The organism is Pseudomonas sp. P97.38 (assembly GCF_001269745.1).
GTDB lineage: Bacteria > Pseudomonadota > Gammaproteobacteria > Pseudomonadales > Pseudomonadaceae > Aquipseudomonas > Aquipseudomonas chlororaphis_E.
The window spans coordinates 112,779-132,210 of the sequence record NZ_LHVJ01000035.1; the positions used below are offsets into that span (position 1 = coordinate 112,779).

Genomic DNA, 19,432 nt, shown 5'->3' on the forward strand with positions numbered 1-19,432 from the left:
AACAGGAGCCGTCATGAAAACCGCCGCCGCTTTTGCCGATTTTCGCCGCTACCCGCTGGTGTGCGCACTGGACACCGTGAAGCCTCTGGCCGATCAGGTGCTAGTCACCTGGGCCGACGGCCGGGTCAGCCCGTTCCACCATCAGTGGCTGCGGGACAACTGCCCGTGCCCCCAATGCGTCTACAGTGTTACCCGCGAGCAGGTGCTGGAGATCGTCGACGTGCCTGAAGACCTGGCACCCGACATGACCTGGCTCGACGACGAAGGCTGCCTGTGCGTGGACTGGCAGGACGACCATCAGAGCCGCTTCGACCCCGGCTGGTTGCGCGCCCACGCCTACGATGAGCCGTCCAGGGCCGAGCGCCTGGCGAGCAAGCCCCAGCGCCAGCTGTGGCAACACGACCTGCCCTTGCCGGTGTTCGACTACCAGGCAGTGATGGAAGACGCCGATGCGTTGCTGCAATGGTTGTTGGCCGTACGGGACATCGGCCTGACCCAGGTGCGCGGCGTGCCCACCGAGCCCGGCTCGCTGCAACGGATTGCCCAGCGGATCTCGTTCATCCGCGAAAGCAACTTCGGTGTGCTGTTCAATGTGCAATCCAAGGCCGATGCCGACAGCAACGCCTACACCGCCTTCAACCTGCCGCTGCACAGCGACCTGCCGACCCGTGAAATGCAACCGGGCCTGCAGTTCCTGCATTGCCTGGTCAATGACGCCCAGGGTGGCGAAAGCATCTTCGTCGATGGTTTTGCGGTGGCCGAGGCCTTGCGCCAGGAAGCCCCCGACGACTTCGAGGCGTTGTGCCGCATACCGGTGGAATTTCGCAACAAGGACCGCCACAGCGACTACCGCTGTCTGGCGCCGATCATCGCCCTGGATGCCCTCGGGCACGTGGCGGAAATCCGTATGGCGAACTTTCTGCGGGGGCCGTTCGACACCTCGGCCGAACAGATGCCCGGGCTATACCGCGCCTATCGGCGCTTGATCGCCCTGACCCGCGAGCCGCGGTTGCGCCTGCTCCGGCGGCTCGAACCCGGCCAGCTCTGGTGCTTCGACAACCGTCGCACCCTCCACGCCCGCAACGCGTTCGACCCGGCCACCGGGGCCCGGCATTTCCAGGGCTGCTACGTGGACCGGGATGAGTTGTTGTCGCGCATCCGGGTGTTGCAGCGCTAGCCCGCGATGCGGCCTGTCCTACACCCCATCACGCCTGAATCACACAGGCAAAAAAATCCCCGATCAAGCCGTGACAGGATCGGGGCAGGTGCGTTACTGGAGGAGCCGTCGCGCGAGGGTGACCAAACCATCGTGATTCAGCTTGGAGCTCAGTGTGCCCAGTCCCGATCCGGCTCAATTAGCCGAAAACGACACGCTCATAGCCATCCGGGCCATTGCGACAATTTGCCCTTGCCGCCACTCCGGGTGGCTACCAGAATCGAGCCACGACCCCACTCCCGGAACAAGGAAAAGCGTCATGATGCACGCCGATTTGATCGACCAGGAAGACCTGTTGGGCCAGCTCAAGGCCCTGGGGCTCCAGATACCCAGCGGTGCCACCGCCGAACAGGCGTGCGAGTGCGCCGTGCGAGGCCTGGACAGGGAACGCGCCAATGAATTGCGACGGATGGTCAAGGACATGTACACCAGCAGCGCAACCATCCTGCCGGCGGTGCGCCAGGCCATCGACAAGCAGCTGCTGCCGGCGCTGACGGAGTATCAGCAAAACCACAGCGCCTGACCCGTGCGAGGGAGCTTGCTCCCTCGCCACAAAAAGCCTTCGGTCTAGAGCCTTACGCTGGCAAACGTCGACTCGTTGCGCGCCTGGCTCAGCGCCGACAGCGGACCGGACAGCGGCGACAGGACCAGGGCCTGCGGCAGCGGCATCATCGCCACCTGTTGCGTGGTGTTGGAACCGACGCGCTCGTCGCGCGGTGGAATGCCGAAGTATTCGCGGTAGCACTTGGAGAAGTGCGGCGTGGAGACGAAGCCACACACCGACGCCACTTCGATGATCGACATCGGCGTCTGCTTGAGCAGTTGCCGCGCACGAATCAGCCGCAGCTTGAGGTAGTAGCGCGAAGGCGAGCAGTGCAGGTACTTCTGGAACAACCGCTCCAACTGGCGCCGGGACACGGCGACGTACACCGCCAGTTCATCCAGGTCGATCGGCTCTTCGAGATTGGCTTCCATCAGCGCGACGATTTCCTGCAACTTCGGCTGGTTGGTGCCGAGCATGTGCTTGAGCGGCACACGCTGGTGATCCTGCTCGTTGCGGATGCGCTCATAGACGAACATTTCCGAGATAGCCGCCGACAGTTCGCGACCGTGATCGCGGCTGATCAAGTGCAGCATCATGTCCAGTGGCGCAGTGCCGCCGGAGCTGGTGAAACGGTTGCGGTCGAGGGTGAACAGCCGGGTGCTCATCGAGACCCGCGGGAAGGCTTCCTGCATCGCGGCCAGGCACTCCCAGTGCACGCTGCAATCGAAACCGTCCAGCAGGCCGGCGCAGGCCAGGGCCCAACTGCCGGTGCAGACGGCACCGAGGCGCCGGGATTGACGGGCCTGGCCTTGCAGCCATGACACGTGTTCGCGGGTCACGGTGCGCTGGATGCCGATGCCGCCACAGACGATGACGGTGTCCAGCGGTGGTGCCTTGTGCATCGAGGCGTCCGGGGTGATCTGCAGGCCGTCACTGGCCCAGACTTGCCCGCCATCGACGGTGAGGGTGGTCCAGCGATACAGCTCGCGACCGGACAACTGGTTGGCCATGCGCAGCGGTTCTACCGCGGACGCCAGGGAAATCAGCGTGAAATTGTCCAGCAGCAAAAAGCCGATGGATTGAGGCGCACGGTTCTGGGGTTGGGCCCCGGAGTTGGACGTCGTCATCGCGGTATCTCCTCACACAAAGCGGGTGATGGCCTCAGGCGGAGGCTCTTGTTATGGCCATCGTTCTCTGGCGAGAGACGGGCTTTATCGGGGTAGAGCAAATGCCGTGCCTAAAATTGAATATGCATTCAATAAATCCTGAAAACGACATCGCAACCCGTCTACACAGGGCACGCGTTCGGCATGGGTTACAGGCGCTATCAGTGGCGACAGGCGGCTGTCACAGCGAGCTGTGAGCAGTTCGGTAGCACTTGTGGGAACTGGGCTGCGCCGCTTGCGCGAGGGGTATCACCACAGGCGCGGATGACGAACGGTCGAGCGCGATGCAAGGGCCGGTTCGTCATGGGGTGTCTTGTCTGTTTGCGACGCGCTAAAAGGTGGCGCATTTCGTCCGACTGCTCATTTTTCGAGCGATTTGAAGCGTAACCCGTGGCGAGGGAGCTTGCTCCCGCTCGACCGCGCAGCGGTCGCAAATCCTATTGAGACGAGATCAGGCCTTGGGGTTGCTTCGCAACCCAGCGGGAGCAAGCTCCCTCGCCACAGAGAGCACCGACAATGGGTGCCTCAGCACTCCACCGCGCTCACCGCCAAGCCACCGCGCGAAGTTTCTTTGTATTTGTCATGCATGTCGGCACCGGTATCGCGCATGGTGCGGATCACCCGGTCCAGGGAAATGAAGTGCTGGCCGTCACCGCGCAGCGCCATTTGTGCAGCGTTGATGGCTTTCACCGCCGCGATTGCGTTGCGCTCGATGCACGGCACCTGCACCAGGCCACCGACCGGGTCGCAGGTCAGGCCGAGGTTGTGTTCCAGACCGATTTCCGCGGCGTTGCACAATTGCTCCGGCGTGGCGCCGAGGATCTCCGCCAGGCCGGCCGCCGCCATGGCGCAAGCCGAACCCACTTCGCCCTGGCAGCCGACTTCGGCACCGGAGATCGAAGCGTTCTTCTTACACAGGATCCCTACCGCCGCCGCCCCGAGGAAGTAATCGACCACGTTGGCGTCGGTGACGGCCTCGCTGAATTTCATGAAGTAATGCAGCACCGCCGGGATGATCCCCGCCGCGCCGTTGGTCGGCGCCGTGACCATGCGCCCGCCGGCGGCGTTTTCCTCGTTGACCGCCAGGGCGAACAGGTTGACCCATTCCATGGCACTGAGGGTCGAGCCGATGACGTTCGGCTTGTTCAACTCTTGCAGGCTGCGGTGCAGCTTGGCCGCGCGCCGGCGCACATTCAAACCACCCGGAAGAATGCCTTCATGCTTGAGGCCATGCTCGACGCAATCCTGCATGGCGCGCCAGAGTTTCATCAGCCCGGTGCGAATCTCTTCCTCCGAGCGCCAGACCTTTTCGTTGGCCATCATCAATTCGGCCACCCGCAGGTTGTGGGTGCGACACAGTTCGAGCAACTCCTCGGCGCTGGAAAAGTCGTAAGGCAGTTGCGTGGTGTCCAGGTCCACGACGCCACTGGACGCCTGGGCCTGGTCGACGACGAAGCCGCCGCCGACGGAATAATAGGTGTCACGGTGCAGCTCACCGCTGTCGCCCTCGGCCACCAGCGTCATCGCGTTGGGGTGGAACGGCAGGTTCTCGTCGATCAGACGCATGTCCCGCGACCAGATGAACGGCACCGGCAGGCGGCCGTCGAGCAGCAGGGTTTCGGTTTCCCGCAGCAGCGTGATGCGCGTACCGATTTGCGACGGATCGATCGCGTCGGGCCATTCGCCCATCAGCCCCATGATCACCGCATTGTCGCTGCCATGGCCAATGCCGGTGGCCGACAACGAACCGTACAACTGCACCTCGACCCGGCGCACGTCGTGCAGCAAGGCCTTGGCCCGCAACGCCTCGACAAACAACGCCGCCGCACGCATGGGCCCCACGGTATGGGAACTGGACGGGCCGATACCGATTTTGAACAGGTCGAAAACGCTGATTGCCATTGCCGAGAGTCTCCAGAACGGGCATGTGCGGGCGCCGAAGCGGCCGGTGACGGAGCTGCTACGCTCAACGCCGGGATGGCCGCATCATCCGGCTTTTGCCCAAGTGCCCGACGTCTGACACCGACGCAATCATGCCCGCCAACGCCGCCGCTCTTTTGCTCCGTTTTCGCCGTTTTTCTGCGTGTCAGAGGGCTACCTGGGGCGGAAAAAATCTGTAAACGACGTCACCGACACTGGATGCGACCATCCCTGTACTGGATACGACCCTCCCTGTAGGCGTCAGATTTGCGCTGGTACATGATCAGTTACGGCTCGTTTGCAAGGCCGCGTGTCAGAGAGTGCCCACGCGCCGCCAACCGCAACACCCAAAAAGCGTGCGGCTGTCCTGACAGGACACCGCCGATAAAACACCAGGAGTCCACCCATGAAAGGTTCCACGCCGTTGTTGTTGGCCGCCATGCTGAGTCTTCCGATGCTGGCCAACGCTGCAGAACCCGCACAATGCAGCACCGTTAACTTTTCCGACGTCGGTTGGACCGACATCACCGTGACCACCGCCACCACCAGCGTGGTACTCGAAGCCCTCGGCTACAAGACCAAGACCACCATGATCTCCGTACCGGTGACCTACAAGTCCCTGGCCGACGGCAAGAACATGGACGTGTTCCTCGGCAACTGGATGCCGACCATGGAAAACGACATCAAGGCCTACCGCGATGCCGGCACCGTGGAGACCGTGCGCACCAACCTCAAGGGCGCCAAGTACACCCTCGCCGTCCCCCAGGGTCTGTATGACAAAGGCCTGCACGACTTCGCCGACATCCCCAAATTCAAGAAGGAACTGGACGGCAAGATCTACGGGATCGAACCCGGCAACGACGGCAACCGCCTGATCCAGAGCATGATCGACAAGAACGCCTTCGGCCTGAAGGACGCCGGTTTCAAAGTGGTCGAATCGAGCGAAGCCGGCATGCTCTCGCAGGTTGACCGCGCCTCGAAACGCGGCACCGACGTGGTGTTCCTGGGGTGGGCACCGCACCCGATGAACACCCGCTTCAAGATCCAGTACCTGACCGGCGGCGATGACTTCTTCGGCCCGGACTTCGGCGCCGCCACCGTGGCCACCAACACGCGCAAAGGCTACAGCCAGGAATGCAGCAACGTTGGGCAACTGCTGAAGAACCTCGAATTCACCGTCGACATGGAAAGCTCGCTGATGGGCAACGTCCTGGACGACAAGATGAAACCTGAAGCCGCGGCCAAGGCCTGGCTGAAGAAAAACCCACAGGTGCTCGATACCTGGCTCGCTGGCGTGACCACCATTGACGGTAAACCTGGCCTGGAGGCCGTGAAAGCCAAGCTCGCGCAGTAATCGCTCATGTTATGCCGGGCGAGTTCGCTCGCCCGTGCTGTTTATCCCTTGCATGCGGACGTTCACTACCATGCTCATTGATCAGAAAATACCTTTAGGCCAGTACATTGCGGGCTTTGTCGAATGGTTGACGCAAGTTGGCGCCAGCACCTTCGACTCCATCGCACTGTTCCTGGAAACGATGATTCACGGCGTGACGTTTGCGCTGACCTGGTTCAACCCTCTGGCCTTGATCGGCCTCATCGCCCTGCTGGCGCATTTCATCCAGCGCAAATGGGGCCTCACCGTATTCGTCATCGCTTCCTTCCTGCTGATCCTCAACCTGGGGTACTGGCAGGAAACCATGGAAACCCTGGCCCAGGTGCTCTTCGCCACCCTGGTCTGCGTCGTGATCGGTGTGCCGCTGGGCATTGTTGCCGCGCACAAGCCGATGTTCTACACCCTGATGCGTCCGGTACTCGATCTGATGCAGACCGTACCGACCTTCGTCTACCTCATTCCTACCCTGACCCTATTCGGTCTGGGTGTGGTCCCGGGCCTGATCTCCACGGTGGTGTTCGCGATTGCCGCGCCCATCCGTCTGACTTACCTGGGCATCCGCGACGTTCCGGAAGAATTGATGGACGCGGGCAAGGCCTTTGGCTGCTCCCGTCGCCAGCTCCTGTCGCGTATCGAACTGCCCCATGCGATGCCGAGCATCGCGGCCGGTATCACCCAGTGCATCATGCTGTCGTTGTCGATGGTGGTGATCGCCGCACTGGTGGGTGCCGATGGCCTGGGCAAACCCGTGGTCAACGCACTGAACACCGCTGATATCGCCCTGGGCTTCGAAGCAGGCCTGGCGATCGTATTGCTGGCGATCATGCTCGACCGAATCTGCAAACAACCCGACGCCAAGGTAGGGGGTGACGCATGAGCATCATTCGTTTCGAAGACGTCGATGTTATTTTCTCCAGCCGTCCCAAGGCCGCGCTGGAACTTTTGGACAAGGGTTTTTCGCGCCCCGAGATCCTGCAGCAGACCGGACTGATCGTCGGCGTGGAGAAGGCCAGCCTGTCCATCGAGAAGGGCGAAATCTGTGTCCTGATGGGTCTTTCCGGCTCAGGCAAATCCAGCCTGCTGCGCTGCATCAACGGCTTGAACACCGTCAGCCGTGGCAAGTTGTTCGTCGAGCACGAAGGGCGGCAGATCGACATCGCCTCCTGCTCCCCCGCCGAACTGAAGATGATGCGCACCAAGCGCATCGCCATGGTGTTCCAGAAGTTCGCCCTGATGCCTTGGCTGACCGTGCGCGAGAACATCAGCTTCGGCCTGGAAATGCAGGGCCGTCCCGAGAAGGAACGGCGCAAGCTGGTGGATGAAAAACTTGAGCTGGTGGGCCTGACCCAGTGGCGCAACAAGAAACCCGACGAGCTGTCCGGCGGTATGCAGCAACGGGTCGGCCTGGCCCGCGCCCTGGCGATGGACGCCGACATCCTGCTGATGGACGAACCGTTCTCGGCCCTCGACCCACTGATCCGCCAGGGTTTGCAGGACGAACTGCTGGAGCTGCAACGCAAACTGCAAAAGACCATCGTGTTCGTCAGCCATGACCTGGACGAAGCCCTGAAACTGGGCACCCGAATCGCGATCATGAAGGACGGCAAGATCATCCAGTACAGCAAGCCGGAAGAAATTGTGCTGAACCCGGCGGACGACTACGTGCGCACCTTCGTTGCCCACACCAACCCGCTCAACGTGCTCTGCGGTCGCAGCCTGATGCGCACCCTGGACAACTGCAAGCGCATCAACGGTTCGGTCTGCCTGGACCCGGGCGGCGACTCCTGGCTCGACCTGGCCGAAGGCAACACCATCAAGGGCGCCCGACAGAACGGCGCAGCACTGGACCTGCAAAACTGGACACCGGGCCAATCGGTGGAAGAACTGGGCCGCCGTCCGACCCTGGTGGACTCCAACATCGGCATGCGCGATGCCTTGCAGATCCGCTACCAGACCGGCAACAAACTGGTGCTTCACGATAACCAGAAAGTGGTCGGGATCCTCGGTGACAGCGAGCTGTACCACGCCCTGCTCGGCAAAAACCTGGGCTAAGCCTCAACCCTGTGGGAGCGGGCTTGCTCGCGAATGCGGTGTCTACGTCACGATTGGGTGGCGGCATAGCGCTTCGCGAGCAAGCCCGCTCCCACAGGGTTTTTGCTTTATGGACCGTGAGTGCTTGCTTCTCGAAAACCGCTCGTCTTTTTATTGATTGAACGTTCAATCAAAACAAAATAGACTCTTCCTCACCCATCAAGACCGAGGAGAAGTCACCCAATGCCCAAGGTCGGTATGCAACCCATCCGCCGCCAGCAATTGATCGAAGCCACATTGCAGGCGGTCGATCAGGTGGGCATGGGGGACGCCAGCATCGCGCTGATCGCCCGTCTGGCGGGTGTCTCGAACGGCATCATCAGTCACTACTTTCAGGACAAGAACGGCCTGATCGCGGCTACGGCCCAGTACCTGATGACTGTCCTGAGCGAGAACGTCACCGCGCGACGCCAGGCGCTCGAGGATTCCAGCCCACGAGCCCACCTGCAGGTGATCATCGAAGGCAACTTCGACGCCAGCCAGGTCAATGGCCCGGCCATGAAAACCTGGCTGGCCTTCTGGGCCACCAGCATGCATCACCCGTCACTGCACAGGTTGCAGCGGATCAACGATCACCGTCTGTATTCCAACCTGTGTTGCCAGTTCCGCCGCGCATTGCCCCTCGATGAGGCCCGCAGTGCGGCGCGAGGCCTGGCCGCGCTGATCGACGGCTTGTGGCTGCGCGGGGCGTTGTCGGGAGACGCGTTCGATACCGCCCAGGCGCACCGGATCGCTTACGAATACATGGACTTCCAACTGGCCAAGGCAGGGGCGTCAGAGCACACAGAATCGCTCGGTTCCTGAACCGTCGCCGGACCGCGTAGTCAGCTGTAAACGACACGCTCCCGGTGGCAGCCAACCACTCATGCACTTGCGAGGATTTTATGGCCCGTTTCGAACTGCAAAAACTCTACATCGATGGCGCCTACAGCGATGCCAGCGGCGACGCCACTTTCGAAGCCATCAACCCTGCCAACGGTGAAGTGCTCGCCCTGGTGCAGCGTGCAACGAAGGAAGACGTCGAGCGCGCCGTGGTCAGCGCTGAAAAGGGCCAGAAAGTCTGGGCCGCGATGACCGCCATGCAGCGCTCGCGCATCCTGCGCCGGGCCGTGGACATCCTGCGCGAGCGCAACGATGAACTGGCGGCCCTGGAAACTCTCGACACCGGCAAGGCCTATTCCGAAACCCGCTACGTCGACATCGTGACCGGCGCCGACGTGCTGGAATACTACGCCGGCCTGGTGCCTGCCATCGAAGGCGAGCAGGTGCCGCTGCGCACCACTTCGTTCGTCTACACCCGCCGCGAACCATTGGGCGTGGTGGCCGGTATCGGTGCGTGGAACTACCCGATCCAGATCGCCTTGTGGAAGTCGGCCCCTGCCCTGGCGGCCGGCAACGCCATGATCTTCAAGCCGAGCGAAGTCACGTCGCTGACCACCCTCAAACTGGCCGAGATCTACACCGAGGCCGGCGTTCCAGCGGGTGTGTTCAACGTACTGACCGGCAGCGGCCGTGAAGTCGGCACCTGGCTGACCGAGCACCCGCGCATCGAGAAGGTTTCCTTCACCGGCGGCACCGACACCGGCAAGAAAGTCATGGCCAGCGCCTCGAGCTCGTCGCTCAAGGACGTGACCATGGAACTGGGCGGCAAGTCGCCGCTGATCATCTTCGACGACGCCGACCTGGATCGCGCCGCCGACACCGCGATGATGGCCAACTTCTACAGTTCCGGCCAGGTTTGCACCAACGGCACCCGCGTGTTCGTCCCGAGCCACCTCAAGGCGGCGTTCGAAGCCAAGATCGTCGAGCGCGTGGCACGCATCCGCATTGGCAACCCGGAAGACGAGAACACTAACTTCGGCCCGCTGGTGAGCTTCGCCCACATGGAAAGCGTGTTGGGCTACATCGAGAAAGGCAAGGCCGAAGGCGCTCGGCTGCTGTGCGGCGGCGCTCGGTTGACCGAGGGCGAATTCGCCAAGGGCGCGTTCGTCGCCCCGACCGTGTTCACCGACTGCACCGACGAGATGACCATCGTGCGTGAAGAGATCTTCGGCCCGGTGATGAGCATCCTCGCCTACGACACCGAAGAAGAAGTGATCCGCCGCGCCAACGACACCGACTTCGGCCTGGCCGCCGGCGTCGTGACCCGCGACCTGAACCGCGCCCACCGCGTGATCCACCAGCTCGAAGCCGGCATCTGCTGGATCAACGCCTGGGGCGAGTCCGCCGCCGAAATGCCGGTGGGCGGCTACAAGCAATCGGGCGTGGGCCGCGAGAACGGCCTCAGTTCGCTGAACAACTACACGCGCATCAAGTCGGTACAGGTCGAGCTGGGCGATTACGCGTCGGTGTTTTGAACCGAGACGGAACCTGGACTGGGGCTTTTGGTGGCGAGGGAGCTTGCTCCCGCTGGGCTGCGAAGCAGCCCCATGTTCCCGGGCTCATCGTCATCCAGACAGAACCGGTCGCCTGATTGGCGACTGCTGCGCAGCCGAGCGGGAGCAAGCTCCCTCGCCACAGGGAATGTGGCGCTCGGTCGGCCACGACCTGAACCCAACTCAAAAAGAGGGTGCCTTTCATGTCCCAAGAATTCGATTACATCATCATCGGTGCCGGCTCGGCCGGTAACACCCTGGCCACTCGCCTGACCGAAGACGAAGGCGTTACGGTCCTGCTGCTGGAAGCCGGCGGCCCGGACTATCGCCTGGATTTCCGCACCCAGATGCCGGCCGCCCTGGCGTTCCCGTTGCAAGGTCGACGCTATAACTGGGCCTACGAAACCGATCCCGAGCCGCACATGAACGGCCGTCGCATGGAATGTGGCCGAGGCAAGGGCCTGGGCGGTTCGTCGCTGATCAACGGCATGTGCTACATCCGCGGCAACGCCCTGGACTATGACAACTGGGCCAAGCTGCCCGGCCTGGAAGACTGGACCTACCTGGACTGCCTGCCGTATTTCAGGAAAGCCGAAACCCGTGACATCGGCCCCAACGACTATCACGGCGGCGACGGTCCGGTCAGCGTGACCACGCCCAAGCCCGGCAACAACCCGCTGTTTCATGCGATGGTCGAGGCCGGCGTGCAGGCCGGCTACCCGCGCACCGATGACCTCAACGGCTACCAGCAGGAAGGCTTCGGCCCGATGGACCGCACCGTCACGCCGAACGGCCGTCGCGCCAGCACGGCTCGCGGCTACCTCGACATCGCCAAGAAGCGTTCGACCCTGACCATCGTCACCCACGCCCTGACCGACAAGATCGTGTTCGAAGGCAAGCGTGCCGTGGGCGTGCGCTACCTGGTCGGCGCCGCTGAAGAGCGCGTCGAAGCCCGGGCCCGCAAGGAAGTGCTGCTGTGCTCCGGCGCCATTGCCTCGCCGCAGATCCTCCAACGCTCCGGCGTCGGCCCGGCCAAGCTGCTGGAAAGCCTCGACATCCCGGTGGTCCACGACCTGCCCGGCGTCGGTGAAAACCTGCAGGACCACCTGGAACTGTACCTGCAATACGCTTGCACCCAGCCGGTCTCGCTGTACCCGTCGCTGCTCTGGTACAACCAGCCGGCCATCGGTGCCGAGTGGCTGTTCAACGGCACCGGCATCGGCGCCAGCAACCAGTTCGAGGCCGGTGGTTTCATCCGCTCTCGTCCGGAGTTCGATTGGCCGAACATCCAGTACCACTTCCTGCCGGTGGCGATTAACTACAACGGCAGCAACGGTGTGAAGGAACATGGCTTCCAGGCGCACATGGGCTCGATGCGTTCGCCCAGCCGTGGTCGGATCCAGGCCAAGTCCAAGGACCCACGCCAACACCCGAGCATCCTGTTCAACTACATGGCGACCGAGCAGGACTGGCAGGAGTTTCGCGACGGCATCCGCCTGACCCGCGAGATCATGCAGCAGCCGGCGCTGGACCCGTTCCGCGGGCGCGAGATCAGCCCGGGGATCGAGGTGCAGACGGACGAGCAACTGGATCAGTTCATTCGCGAGCACGCCGAGACCGCCTTCCACCCGTCGTGCTCGTGCAAGATGGGCACCGATGACATGGCGGTGGTGGACGGCGAAGGCCGCGTGCACGGCATGCAAGGCCTGCGGGTGGTCGATGCCTCGATCATGCCGATCATCACCACCGGCAACCTGAACGCGCCGACGATCATGATCGCCGAGAAGATCGCCGACAAGATCCGTGGCCGCAAGCCACTGCCGCGCAGCACCGCCCCGTACTACGTGGCCGGCGACGCACCGGTCAAGGGCAAGCCGCTGCGTGAACTGGCGCCAGCCGGGCAGTAACCCCCAGCGCCGCCTTCGCGGGCAAGCCCGCTCCCACAAGGGATCTACGGTGAACACACATCCCGTGTCCACCAACGATCAACCTGTGGGAGCGGGCTTGCCCGCGAAGCGGCCGGTCTATCCAGCATCTCCATCGACTGACACACCGCCTTCGCGAGCAAGCTCGCTCCCACAAGGGATCTACGGTGAACACACATCCTGTGCCCGCCCACGATCAACTGTGGGAGCGGGCTTGCCCGCGAAGAGGCCGGACCTATCCAGCATCTCCATCGACTGACACACCGCCTTCGCGAGCAAGCTCGCTCCCACAAGGGATCTACGGTGAACACACATCCTGTGCCCACCAACGATCAACCTGTGGGAGCGGGCTTGCCCGCGAAGAGGCTCGTCTATCCGACATCTCCATCGACTGACACACCGCCTTCGCGAGCAAGCTCGCTCCCACAAGGGATCTACGGCGGACACACATCCCGTGCCTACCAACGATCAACCTGTGGGAGCGGGCTTGCCCGCGAAGAGGCCGGACCTATCCAGCATCTCCATCGACTGACATACCGCCTGACATCCACAATTTCCTTGTTCCTTGATCCCTCCCCCGGCCAGGCCTACTCTAGAGCCGCTGCATCAATGCGTCGCACCTCGCTGCAGCGCCAGTCCAGACAAGGAGGTTCCCGAATGTTCGACTTCCACCCCCAGCTCAAGCAGCGGTTTGCTGCCTTGCGCACGGGCGCCGAATTCTTTTCCCTGCGTTATGTGCGCGAGTCCGGCCAGCATTTGTCGGTGCGCAAGAATGTCGCCGAACCGCCCAGCCTGAGCCATGACGAAGGGGCGATGCTCACCGCGCGGGTCAATGGCGTGGAGGCCTATGCCGCCACCAACGACCTGTCCCAGGCCGGCTTGCAGGCAGCGCTGGAGCGCGCCGAGCAACAGGCCCGCCGGCTCAAGCCCCATGCACTGCTCGACCTGCGCGAGCAGGCGGTGGCCAGCGACCGCGCCGATTATTTCTCACCGCATTTCGACCAGGCATTCCCGTCTCTGAGCGACTGCTACCAGTTGCTCGGCGACGAATCGGCGGCGGTGCCCCAGGACGAGCGCCTGGTGAACTGGCAGGTCAGCATCGGCCTGACCCAGGTCGAGCAGATCTACCTCAACAGCGCCGGCGCCGAATTGCGTCAGGCCCAGCGGTTCATCTACCCGTCCCTGGATGTCACCGCGTTCGACGGCCAGGACAGCCAGACTCGCACCCTGGGCCGCGAGAACTTCGGCCAGCAAGGTGGCTTCGATGTGATCGACCGCTGCGGCCTGATCGGCGCCGGACCGAAAATCGCCGACCAGGCCCTGCAACTGTTGATGGCGCCGAACACCCCGCAAGGCCCGCGGGACCTGCTGCTGATGCCGGACCAGATGATGCTGCAGATCCACGAGTCCATCGGCCATCCTCTGGAGCTGGACCGCATCCTCGGAGACGAGCGCAACTACGCCGGCACCAGCTTCGTCAAAGCCAGCGACTTCGGCCACTTGCAGTACGGCTCCAGCCTGTTGAACGTGACGTTCGACCCGGACATTCCCGAAGAACTGGCCAGCTACAGCCATGACGACGACGGCAGTCCGGCGAGCAAGCAGTTCCTCATCCGTGAAGGACGGCTGTTGCGCCCGCTGGGTGGCGCGCTGTCGCAATTTCGCGCGGGCCTTGCCGGCGTCGCCAACAGCCGCGCCTGCGGCTGGAATCGCCCGCCCATCGACCGCATGGCCAATTTGAACATCGAACCCGGCGACCAGTCCCTGGGGCAACTGATCCAGGGCATCGAGCACGGCGTGCTGATGCGCACCAATCGTTCCTGGTCCATCGACGACGCCCGCAACAAGTTCCAGTTCGGCTGCGAGTGGGGCCAGTTGATCGAAAACGGCGAGCTCAAGGGCGTGGTGAAGAACCCCAACTACCGGGGTATCTCCGCGCAGTTCTGGAAGAGCCTGCGAGCGGTGGGCGATGCCAGTACCGCCCAGGTGCTGGGCACCCCGAACTGTGGCAAGGGCGAACCGAACCAGGTCATTCGCGTCGGGCATGCCTCGCCGGCCTGCGTGTTCAGCAACGTCGACGTGTTCGGAGGTGACGCCTGATGGCTACCATGAATAACCAGGCCCAAGCCTTCAAGGCATTGGTCGACTGGCTGCGCACGTCGCTGCGTGCGTCTGAACAGTTCACCCTCGGCTACGCTGCCGAGTCCTCGGCTTTCGTGCGCTTCAACCACGGCAAGGTCCGCCAGGCCGGGCAGGTGCAACAGGCCAACATCCGTTTCAAGCTGATCGACGACGGGCGCCACGCCGACCTGCAGATCACCTTGTCCGGCGAGGCCGAAACCGACAGGCAACGCCTGGAAGAAGGCTTGCACCAGCTTCGCGACACCCTGGCGCTGCTGCCTCGCGATCCGTACCTGCTGCTCAACCACAACCACTGGCAAAGCCACGCCGTGCAGGATCATCCGTTGCCAGAGACCGAACAGGCCGTGGCCGAGATCGCCCGCGCCGCCGAAGGCCTCGACCTGGTGGGGATCTACGCCGCCGGCCCCATCAGCCGTGGTTTCGCCAGTTCGTCAGGGGCTTTTGGCTGGCATCAGGCCAACAGCTTCAACTTCGATTTCAGCCTGTTCCACGAAAACGGCCAGGCGGTCAAAGCCAGCTACGCCGGGCATGACTGGAGCAGCGAAGGGTTCGCCCGGCGCTTTGCACAGGCTCGCGAACAACTGGCCTTTCTCGGCCGGCCGCTGCGTACGCTGCCGCCCGGCGAATACCGCGCCTACCTTGCGCCCGCCGCCCTGGAAGAAATCATGGGCATGCTCAGCTGGGGCGGTTTCTCGGCCCGGGCGATCGCCAGCAAGCAAAGCCCCTTGCAGAAGTTCTATGCCGGCGAAGCGGCCTTCAGCCCTGCCGTGGGCTTGCGCGAACAGGTCAGCGGCTCCCTGAGCCCGGCCTTTTCCGACGAAGGCTATCCCCGTGACGACCTGGCGTTGATCGCCCAGGGCGCCGCCAGTGCCCGCTTGATCAACTCCCGCAGCGCCGCCGAATATGGCCTCCCCGCCAATGGCGCGAGCAGCTACGAGTACCCCACGGCCCTGGTCATGGACGAAGGCCAACTGGCGCAGCAGGAGATCCTCGCCCGCCTCGGCACCGGCCTGTACATCAGCAACCTCTGGTACCTGAACTACTCGGACCAACCCGCCGCCCGGCTGACCGGCATGACCCGGTTCGCCACGTTCTGGGTAGAGGACGGTCAGATCCAGGCGCCGGTCAGCACCATGCGCTTCGACGACAGCGTCTACAGCCTGCTCGGCTCGCAACTCGAAGGCCTGACCCGGGAGCGGGAACTTCTGCTCTCGGCCAGCACCTACAGCCAGCGGGCCACGGCTTCGATGCTGCTGCCGGGAGCGCTGGTGAAGCGGTTGACGTTGACGCTGTAAGCCCCTGTGGCGAGGGAGCTTGCTCCCGCTGGGCTGCGAAGCGGCCCTAAAGTCAGCCAGCGCGATGTGTCTCAATGATCCGCCGCCGGCTTACGACTGCTTCGCAGCCGAGCGGGAGCAAGCTCCCTCGCCACACAAGCATCACCGCCCGATCAATACGCATACAAGAGGCCCCATGCCCAACCGTGCACCGCTCGATGCAACCACCGCCCGCTGGCTTCCGTGGGTGGTGGCGATCGCTTTCTTCATGCAGTCCCTCGACGGGACCATTCTCAACACCGCCCTGCCCGCCATGGCCAGCGACCTGGCCGAAAACCCGCTGCGCATGCAGGGCGTGATCATCGCCTACATGCTCACGGTGGCGCTGCTGATCCCGGCCTCGGGCTGGATCGCCGACCGCTTCGGCACCAAGAAGATCTTCTTCGGGGCGATCCTGCTGTTCAGCTTCGGCTCGTTGCTGTGCGCCCTGTCGAGTTCGTTGAGCATGCTGATCGGCGCCCGGGTGATCCAGGGCCTGGGCGGCGCGCTGATGCTGCCAGTCGGCCGGCTCGTGGTGCTGCGGGCGTATCCGCGCTCCGAGCTGGTGCGGATCATGGGCTTCATCACCATTCCCGGCCTGCTCGGCCCGCTGATCGGCCCGACCATGGGCGGTTGGATGGTGCAGTACCTGACCTGGCACTGGATCTTCATCATCAACCTGCCGGTGGGCGTGATCGGTTGCTACGCGGTGTGGAAGTTCATTCCCGACCTGCGCGGCAGCGAGCGCACGCGGTTCGACGGCCTGGGCTTCCTGCTGTTCGGCGCGGCAATGGTGCTGATCACCATTGCCATGGAAGGCCTCGGTGAACTGCACTTGCCGCACCTGCGGGTCATGTTGCTGCTGTTCGGTGGGATGGCCTGCCTGGCGGCGTACTGGCTGCGGGCCGGGCACATCGAAAACCCGCTGTTCGCACCGTCGCTGTTCAAGACCCGGACCTTCGCCGTGGGCATCCTGGGCAACCTGTTCGCGCGCCTGGGCAGCGGTGCCCTGCCGTTCCTGGTGCCGTTGCTCTTGCAAGTGGCCCTGGGGTACTCACCGTCCCAGGCAGGAATGAGCATGCTGCCCCTGGCGGCCGCCGCCATGGTCGCCAAGTCCGTGGCCCGCCCGCTGATCGAACGCCTGGGCTATCGCATCGTGCTGACGGGCAACACCCTGGCCCTGGGCGTGATGCTGGCGAGCATGGGCCTGGTCAGCGAACAGACGCCGTACTGGCTGTTGCTCGCGCAACTGGCGGTGCTGGGGGCGATCAACTCGCTGCAATTCACTGCGATGAACACCGTGACCCTGATCGACCTGGACGACGCCAGTGCCAGCAGCGGCAACAGCCTGCTGTCGGTGGTGGCGCAACTGTCCCTGAGTCTCGGCGTCGCCTGCGCCGGCGCCCTGCTCGGCGGCTTTACCGCCCAGGTGGGCAACGATGGCGTGGAGACCGTGTTGGGTGCGTTCCAGTTGACGTTCGTGACGGTGGGCATCATGGCGATGCTGGCGGCGACGATCTTCTCTCAACTGTCTCGCGAAGACGGGCGACGGGTGAAACGGCCGGATGAGCATATCGAGCACTAAAGACACTGGGATCTGCGTGGCGAGGGAGCTTGCTCCCGCTGGGGTGCGAAGCGCCCCAAACCGGCCAGCACGGTGTGACTGAAAAATCGCGTCGACTGGATTACGACTGCTTTGCAGCCGAGCGGGAGCAAGCTCCCTCGCCACGGGGTTAACCGTCTCTTCGGACTAAGCAGAGGGCAGTGAATTCACCCCACAGCTCGTCCAGAACTTTCAAAGAAAGTGGCACGAGGCTGCTACACTGCGCGACATTTTGTTTTGCAGGCCCGTCCCGTGACCACCATTGCCACCGCTTTTAATACTTTGCCGCTGTCCGCCGCCATGCTGGCTAACCTCGAATCACTCGGTTATGCCCAGATGACGCCGATCCAGGCGCAGAGCTTGCCGGTGATCCTCAAGGGCATGGACCTGATCGCCCAGGCCAAGACCGGCAGCGGCAAGACCGCAGCCTTCGGCATCGGCCTGCTGAACCCGATCAACCCGCGCTTCTTCGGTTGCCAGGCGCTGGTGATGTGCCCGACCCGCGAGCTGGCCGACCAGGTGGCCAAGGAAATCCGCCGCCTGGCTCGCGCCGAGGACAACATCAAGGTCCTGACCCTGTGCGGTGGCGTGTCCTTCGGCCCGCAGATCGCCTCCCTGGAACACGGCGCCCATATCATCGTCGGCACGCCGGGACGTATCCAGCAGCACCTGCGCAAGGGTTCGCTGGTGCTCGACGGCCTCAACACGCTGGTCCTCGACGAAGCCGACCGCATGCTCGACATGGGCTTCTACGACGCCATCGAGGACATCATCCAGCAGACCCCGGAACGCCGCCAGACGCTGCTGTTCTCCGCCACCTACCCGGTGGGCATCAAGCAATTGTCGTCCAAGTTCATGCGTGACCCGCAGCAGGTGAAAGCCGAGGCGCTGCACTCCGATGCACAGATCGAGCAGCGCTTCTACGAGATCGCCCCAGAAGAGCGCATGGACGCGGTGTTCAAGGTGCTCGCGCATTTCCGCCCGGCGTCCTGCGTGGCGTTCTGCTTCACCAAGCAGCAGGTCCAGGAAACCGTCGACCATCTGACGTCCAAGGGCATTTCCGCGGTCGGCCTGCACGGCGACCTGGAGCAGCGCGACCGTGACCAGGTGCTGGCGATGTTCGCCAACCGCAGCACCTCGGTGCTGGTGGCCACCGACGTGGCGGCCCGTGGCCTGGACATTGATGCGCTGGACATGGTGATCAACGTCGAACTGGCCCGGGATTCGGAAATCCATATCCACCGCGTCGGCCGCACCGGTCGCGCCGGCGAAACCGGGATCGCCATCAGCCTGGTCGCACCGTCCGAAGCCCACCGCGCCCAGGCCATCGAGCAGTTGCAGAAGGCGCCGTTGAACTGGGACCAGCTGGATAACCTCAAGCCCCAGGGTGGCGGCCCGCTGCTGCCGGCCATGAGCACCCTGTGCATCGCCGCCGGCCGCAAGGACAAGGTCCGCCCCGGCGACATCCTCGGCGCCCTGACCGGCGAGGCCGGCATCCCTGGCGCCCAAGTCGGCAAGATCGCGATTTTCGACTTCCAGGCCTACGTGGCCGTGGAACGCGGCATCGCCAAGCAGGCCCTCAAGCGCCTGAATGAAGGCAAGATCAAGGGCCGCTCGTTGCGGGTGCGGATCCTGTAAAGCGATCAGCAACCCAATGAAGATCCCTATGTGGGAGCGGGCTTGCTCGCGAATGCGGTGTATCAGTCAACCTTGAATGAGCTGACACACCGCATTCGCGAGCAAG

General features: G+C 63.5%; 14 protein-coding genes. 12 read left to right on the forward strand and 2 right to left on the reverse strand.

Annotated elements, in window-relative coordinates; translation table 11 throughout:
- Positions 1-13: 13 nt before the first annotated feature.
- A complete protein-coding gene (locus AD664_RS26525) occupies positions 14-1,177 on the forward strand; it encodes a gamma-butyrobetaine dioxygenase (RefSeq protein WP_053151553.1) in 1,164 nt (387 codons plus the stop codon).
- A gap of 298 nt (positions 1,178-1,475) precedes the next feature.
- On the forward strand, positions 1,476-1,739 hold the full coding sequence (locus tag AD664_RS26530; RefSeq protein ID WP_042731608.1) for a hypothetical protein: 264 nt from the start codon (positions 1,476-1,478) through the stop codon (positions 1,737-1,739).
- Positions 1,740-1,783: 44 nt separating this feature from the next.
- On the opposite strand, the gene AD664_RS26535 is transcribed toward AD664_RS26530, so the two are convergent.
- Together AD664_RS26535 and AD664_RS26540 are read right to left on the reverse strand one after the other, a co-directional pair.
- Positions 1,784-2,887, reverse strand: coding sequence for a GlxA family transcriptional regulator (locus AD664_RS26535; RefSeq protein ID WP_042731607.1), 1,104 nt, complete (start codon positions 2,885-2,887; stop codon positions 1,784-1,786).
- A gap of 564 nt (positions 2,888-3,451) precedes the next feature.
- Positions 3,452-4,828, reverse strand: a complete 1,377-nt coding sequence (locus tag AD664_RS26540; RefSeq protein ID WP_042731606.1) for an L-serine ammonia-lyase — start codon at positions 4,826-4,828, stop codon at positions 3,452-3,454.
- A 424-nt stretch (positions 4,829-5,252) separates the two neighbouring features.
- Here AD664_RS26540 and AD664_RS26545 point away from each other — a divergent pair, with 424 nt between their 5' ends.
- From AD664_RS26545 to dbpA, 10 genes are all read left to right on the forward strand, one after another.
- A complete protein-coding gene (locus tag AD664_RS26545; protein WP_053151556.1) occupies positions 5,253-6,200 on the forward strand; it encodes a choline ABC transporter substrate-binding protein in 948 nt (315 codons plus the stop codon).
- A 70-nt stretch (positions 6,201-6,270) separates the two neighbouring features.
- Positions 6,271-7,116 (forward strand): choline ABC transporter permease subunit, encoded by an 846-nt coding sequence (gene choW, locus AD664_RS26550; protein WP_042731604.1) that lies wholly within the window; start codon positions 6,271-6,273, stop codon positions 7,114-7,116.
- Entirely contained in the window at positions 7,113-8,291 is a 1,179-nt protein-coding gene (choV, locus tag AD664_RS26555) for a choline ABC transporter ATP-binding protein (protein WP_053151558.1), read from the forward strand. The genes choW and choV overlap by 4 nt, the downstream gene beginning before the upstream one ends.
- Before the next feature lie 222 nt (positions 8,292-8,513).
- Positions 8,514-9,134 carry a transcriptional regulator BetI gene (gene betI, locus AD664_RS26560; protein ID WP_053151561.1) on the forward strand — a complete coding sequence of 207 codons (621 nt, stop codon included), beginning with the start codon at positions 8,514-8,516 and terminating at the stop codon, positions 9,132-9,134.
- A gap of 80 nt (positions 9,135-9,214) precedes the next feature.
- Positions 9,215-10,687, forward strand: coding sequence for a betaine-aldehyde dehydrogenase (betB, locus tag AD664_RS26565; protein ID WP_053151564.1), 1,473 nt, complete (start codon positions 9,215-9,217; stop codon positions 10,685-10,687).
- A 221-nt stretch (positions 10,688-10,908) separates the two neighbouring features.
- Positions 10,909-12,612 (forward strand): choline dehydrogenase, encoded by a 1,704-nt coding sequence (gene betA, locus AD664_RS26570; RefSeq protein ID WP_053151568.1) that lies wholly within the window; start codon positions 10,909-10,911, stop codon positions 12,610-12,612.
- Positions 12,613-13,287: 675 nt separating this feature from the next.
- Positions 13,288-14,730: a TldD/PmbA family protein gene (locus AD664_RS26575; protein ID WP_053151572.1), complete on the forward strand. Its 1,443-nt coding sequence runs from the start codon at positions 13,288-13,290 to the stop codon at positions 14,728-14,730.
- On the forward strand, positions 14,730-16,067 hold the full coding sequence (locus tag AD664_RS26580; protein ID WP_053151576.1) for a TldD/PmbA family protein: 1,338 nt from the start codon (positions 14,730-14,732) through the stop codon (positions 16,065-16,067). The genes AD664_RS26575 and AD664_RS26580 overlap by 1 nt, the downstream gene beginning before the upstream one ends.
- 175 nt (positions 16,068-16,242) lie before the next feature.
- On the forward strand, positions 16,243-17,670 hold the full coding sequence (mdtD, locus tag AD664_RS26585) for a multidrug transporter subunit MdtD (protein WP_042729642.1): 1,428 nt from the start codon (positions 16,243-16,245) through the stop codon (positions 17,668-17,670).
- A 318-nt stretch (positions 17,671-17,988) separates the two neighbouring features.
- On the forward strand, positions 17,989-19,326 hold the full coding sequence (gene dbpA / locus AD664_RS26590) for an ATP-dependent RNA helicase DbpA (protein ID WP_256207205.1): 1,338 nt from the start codon (positions 17,989-17,991) through the stop codon (positions 19,324-19,326).
- Positions 19,327-19,432: the final 106 nt, after the last annotated feature.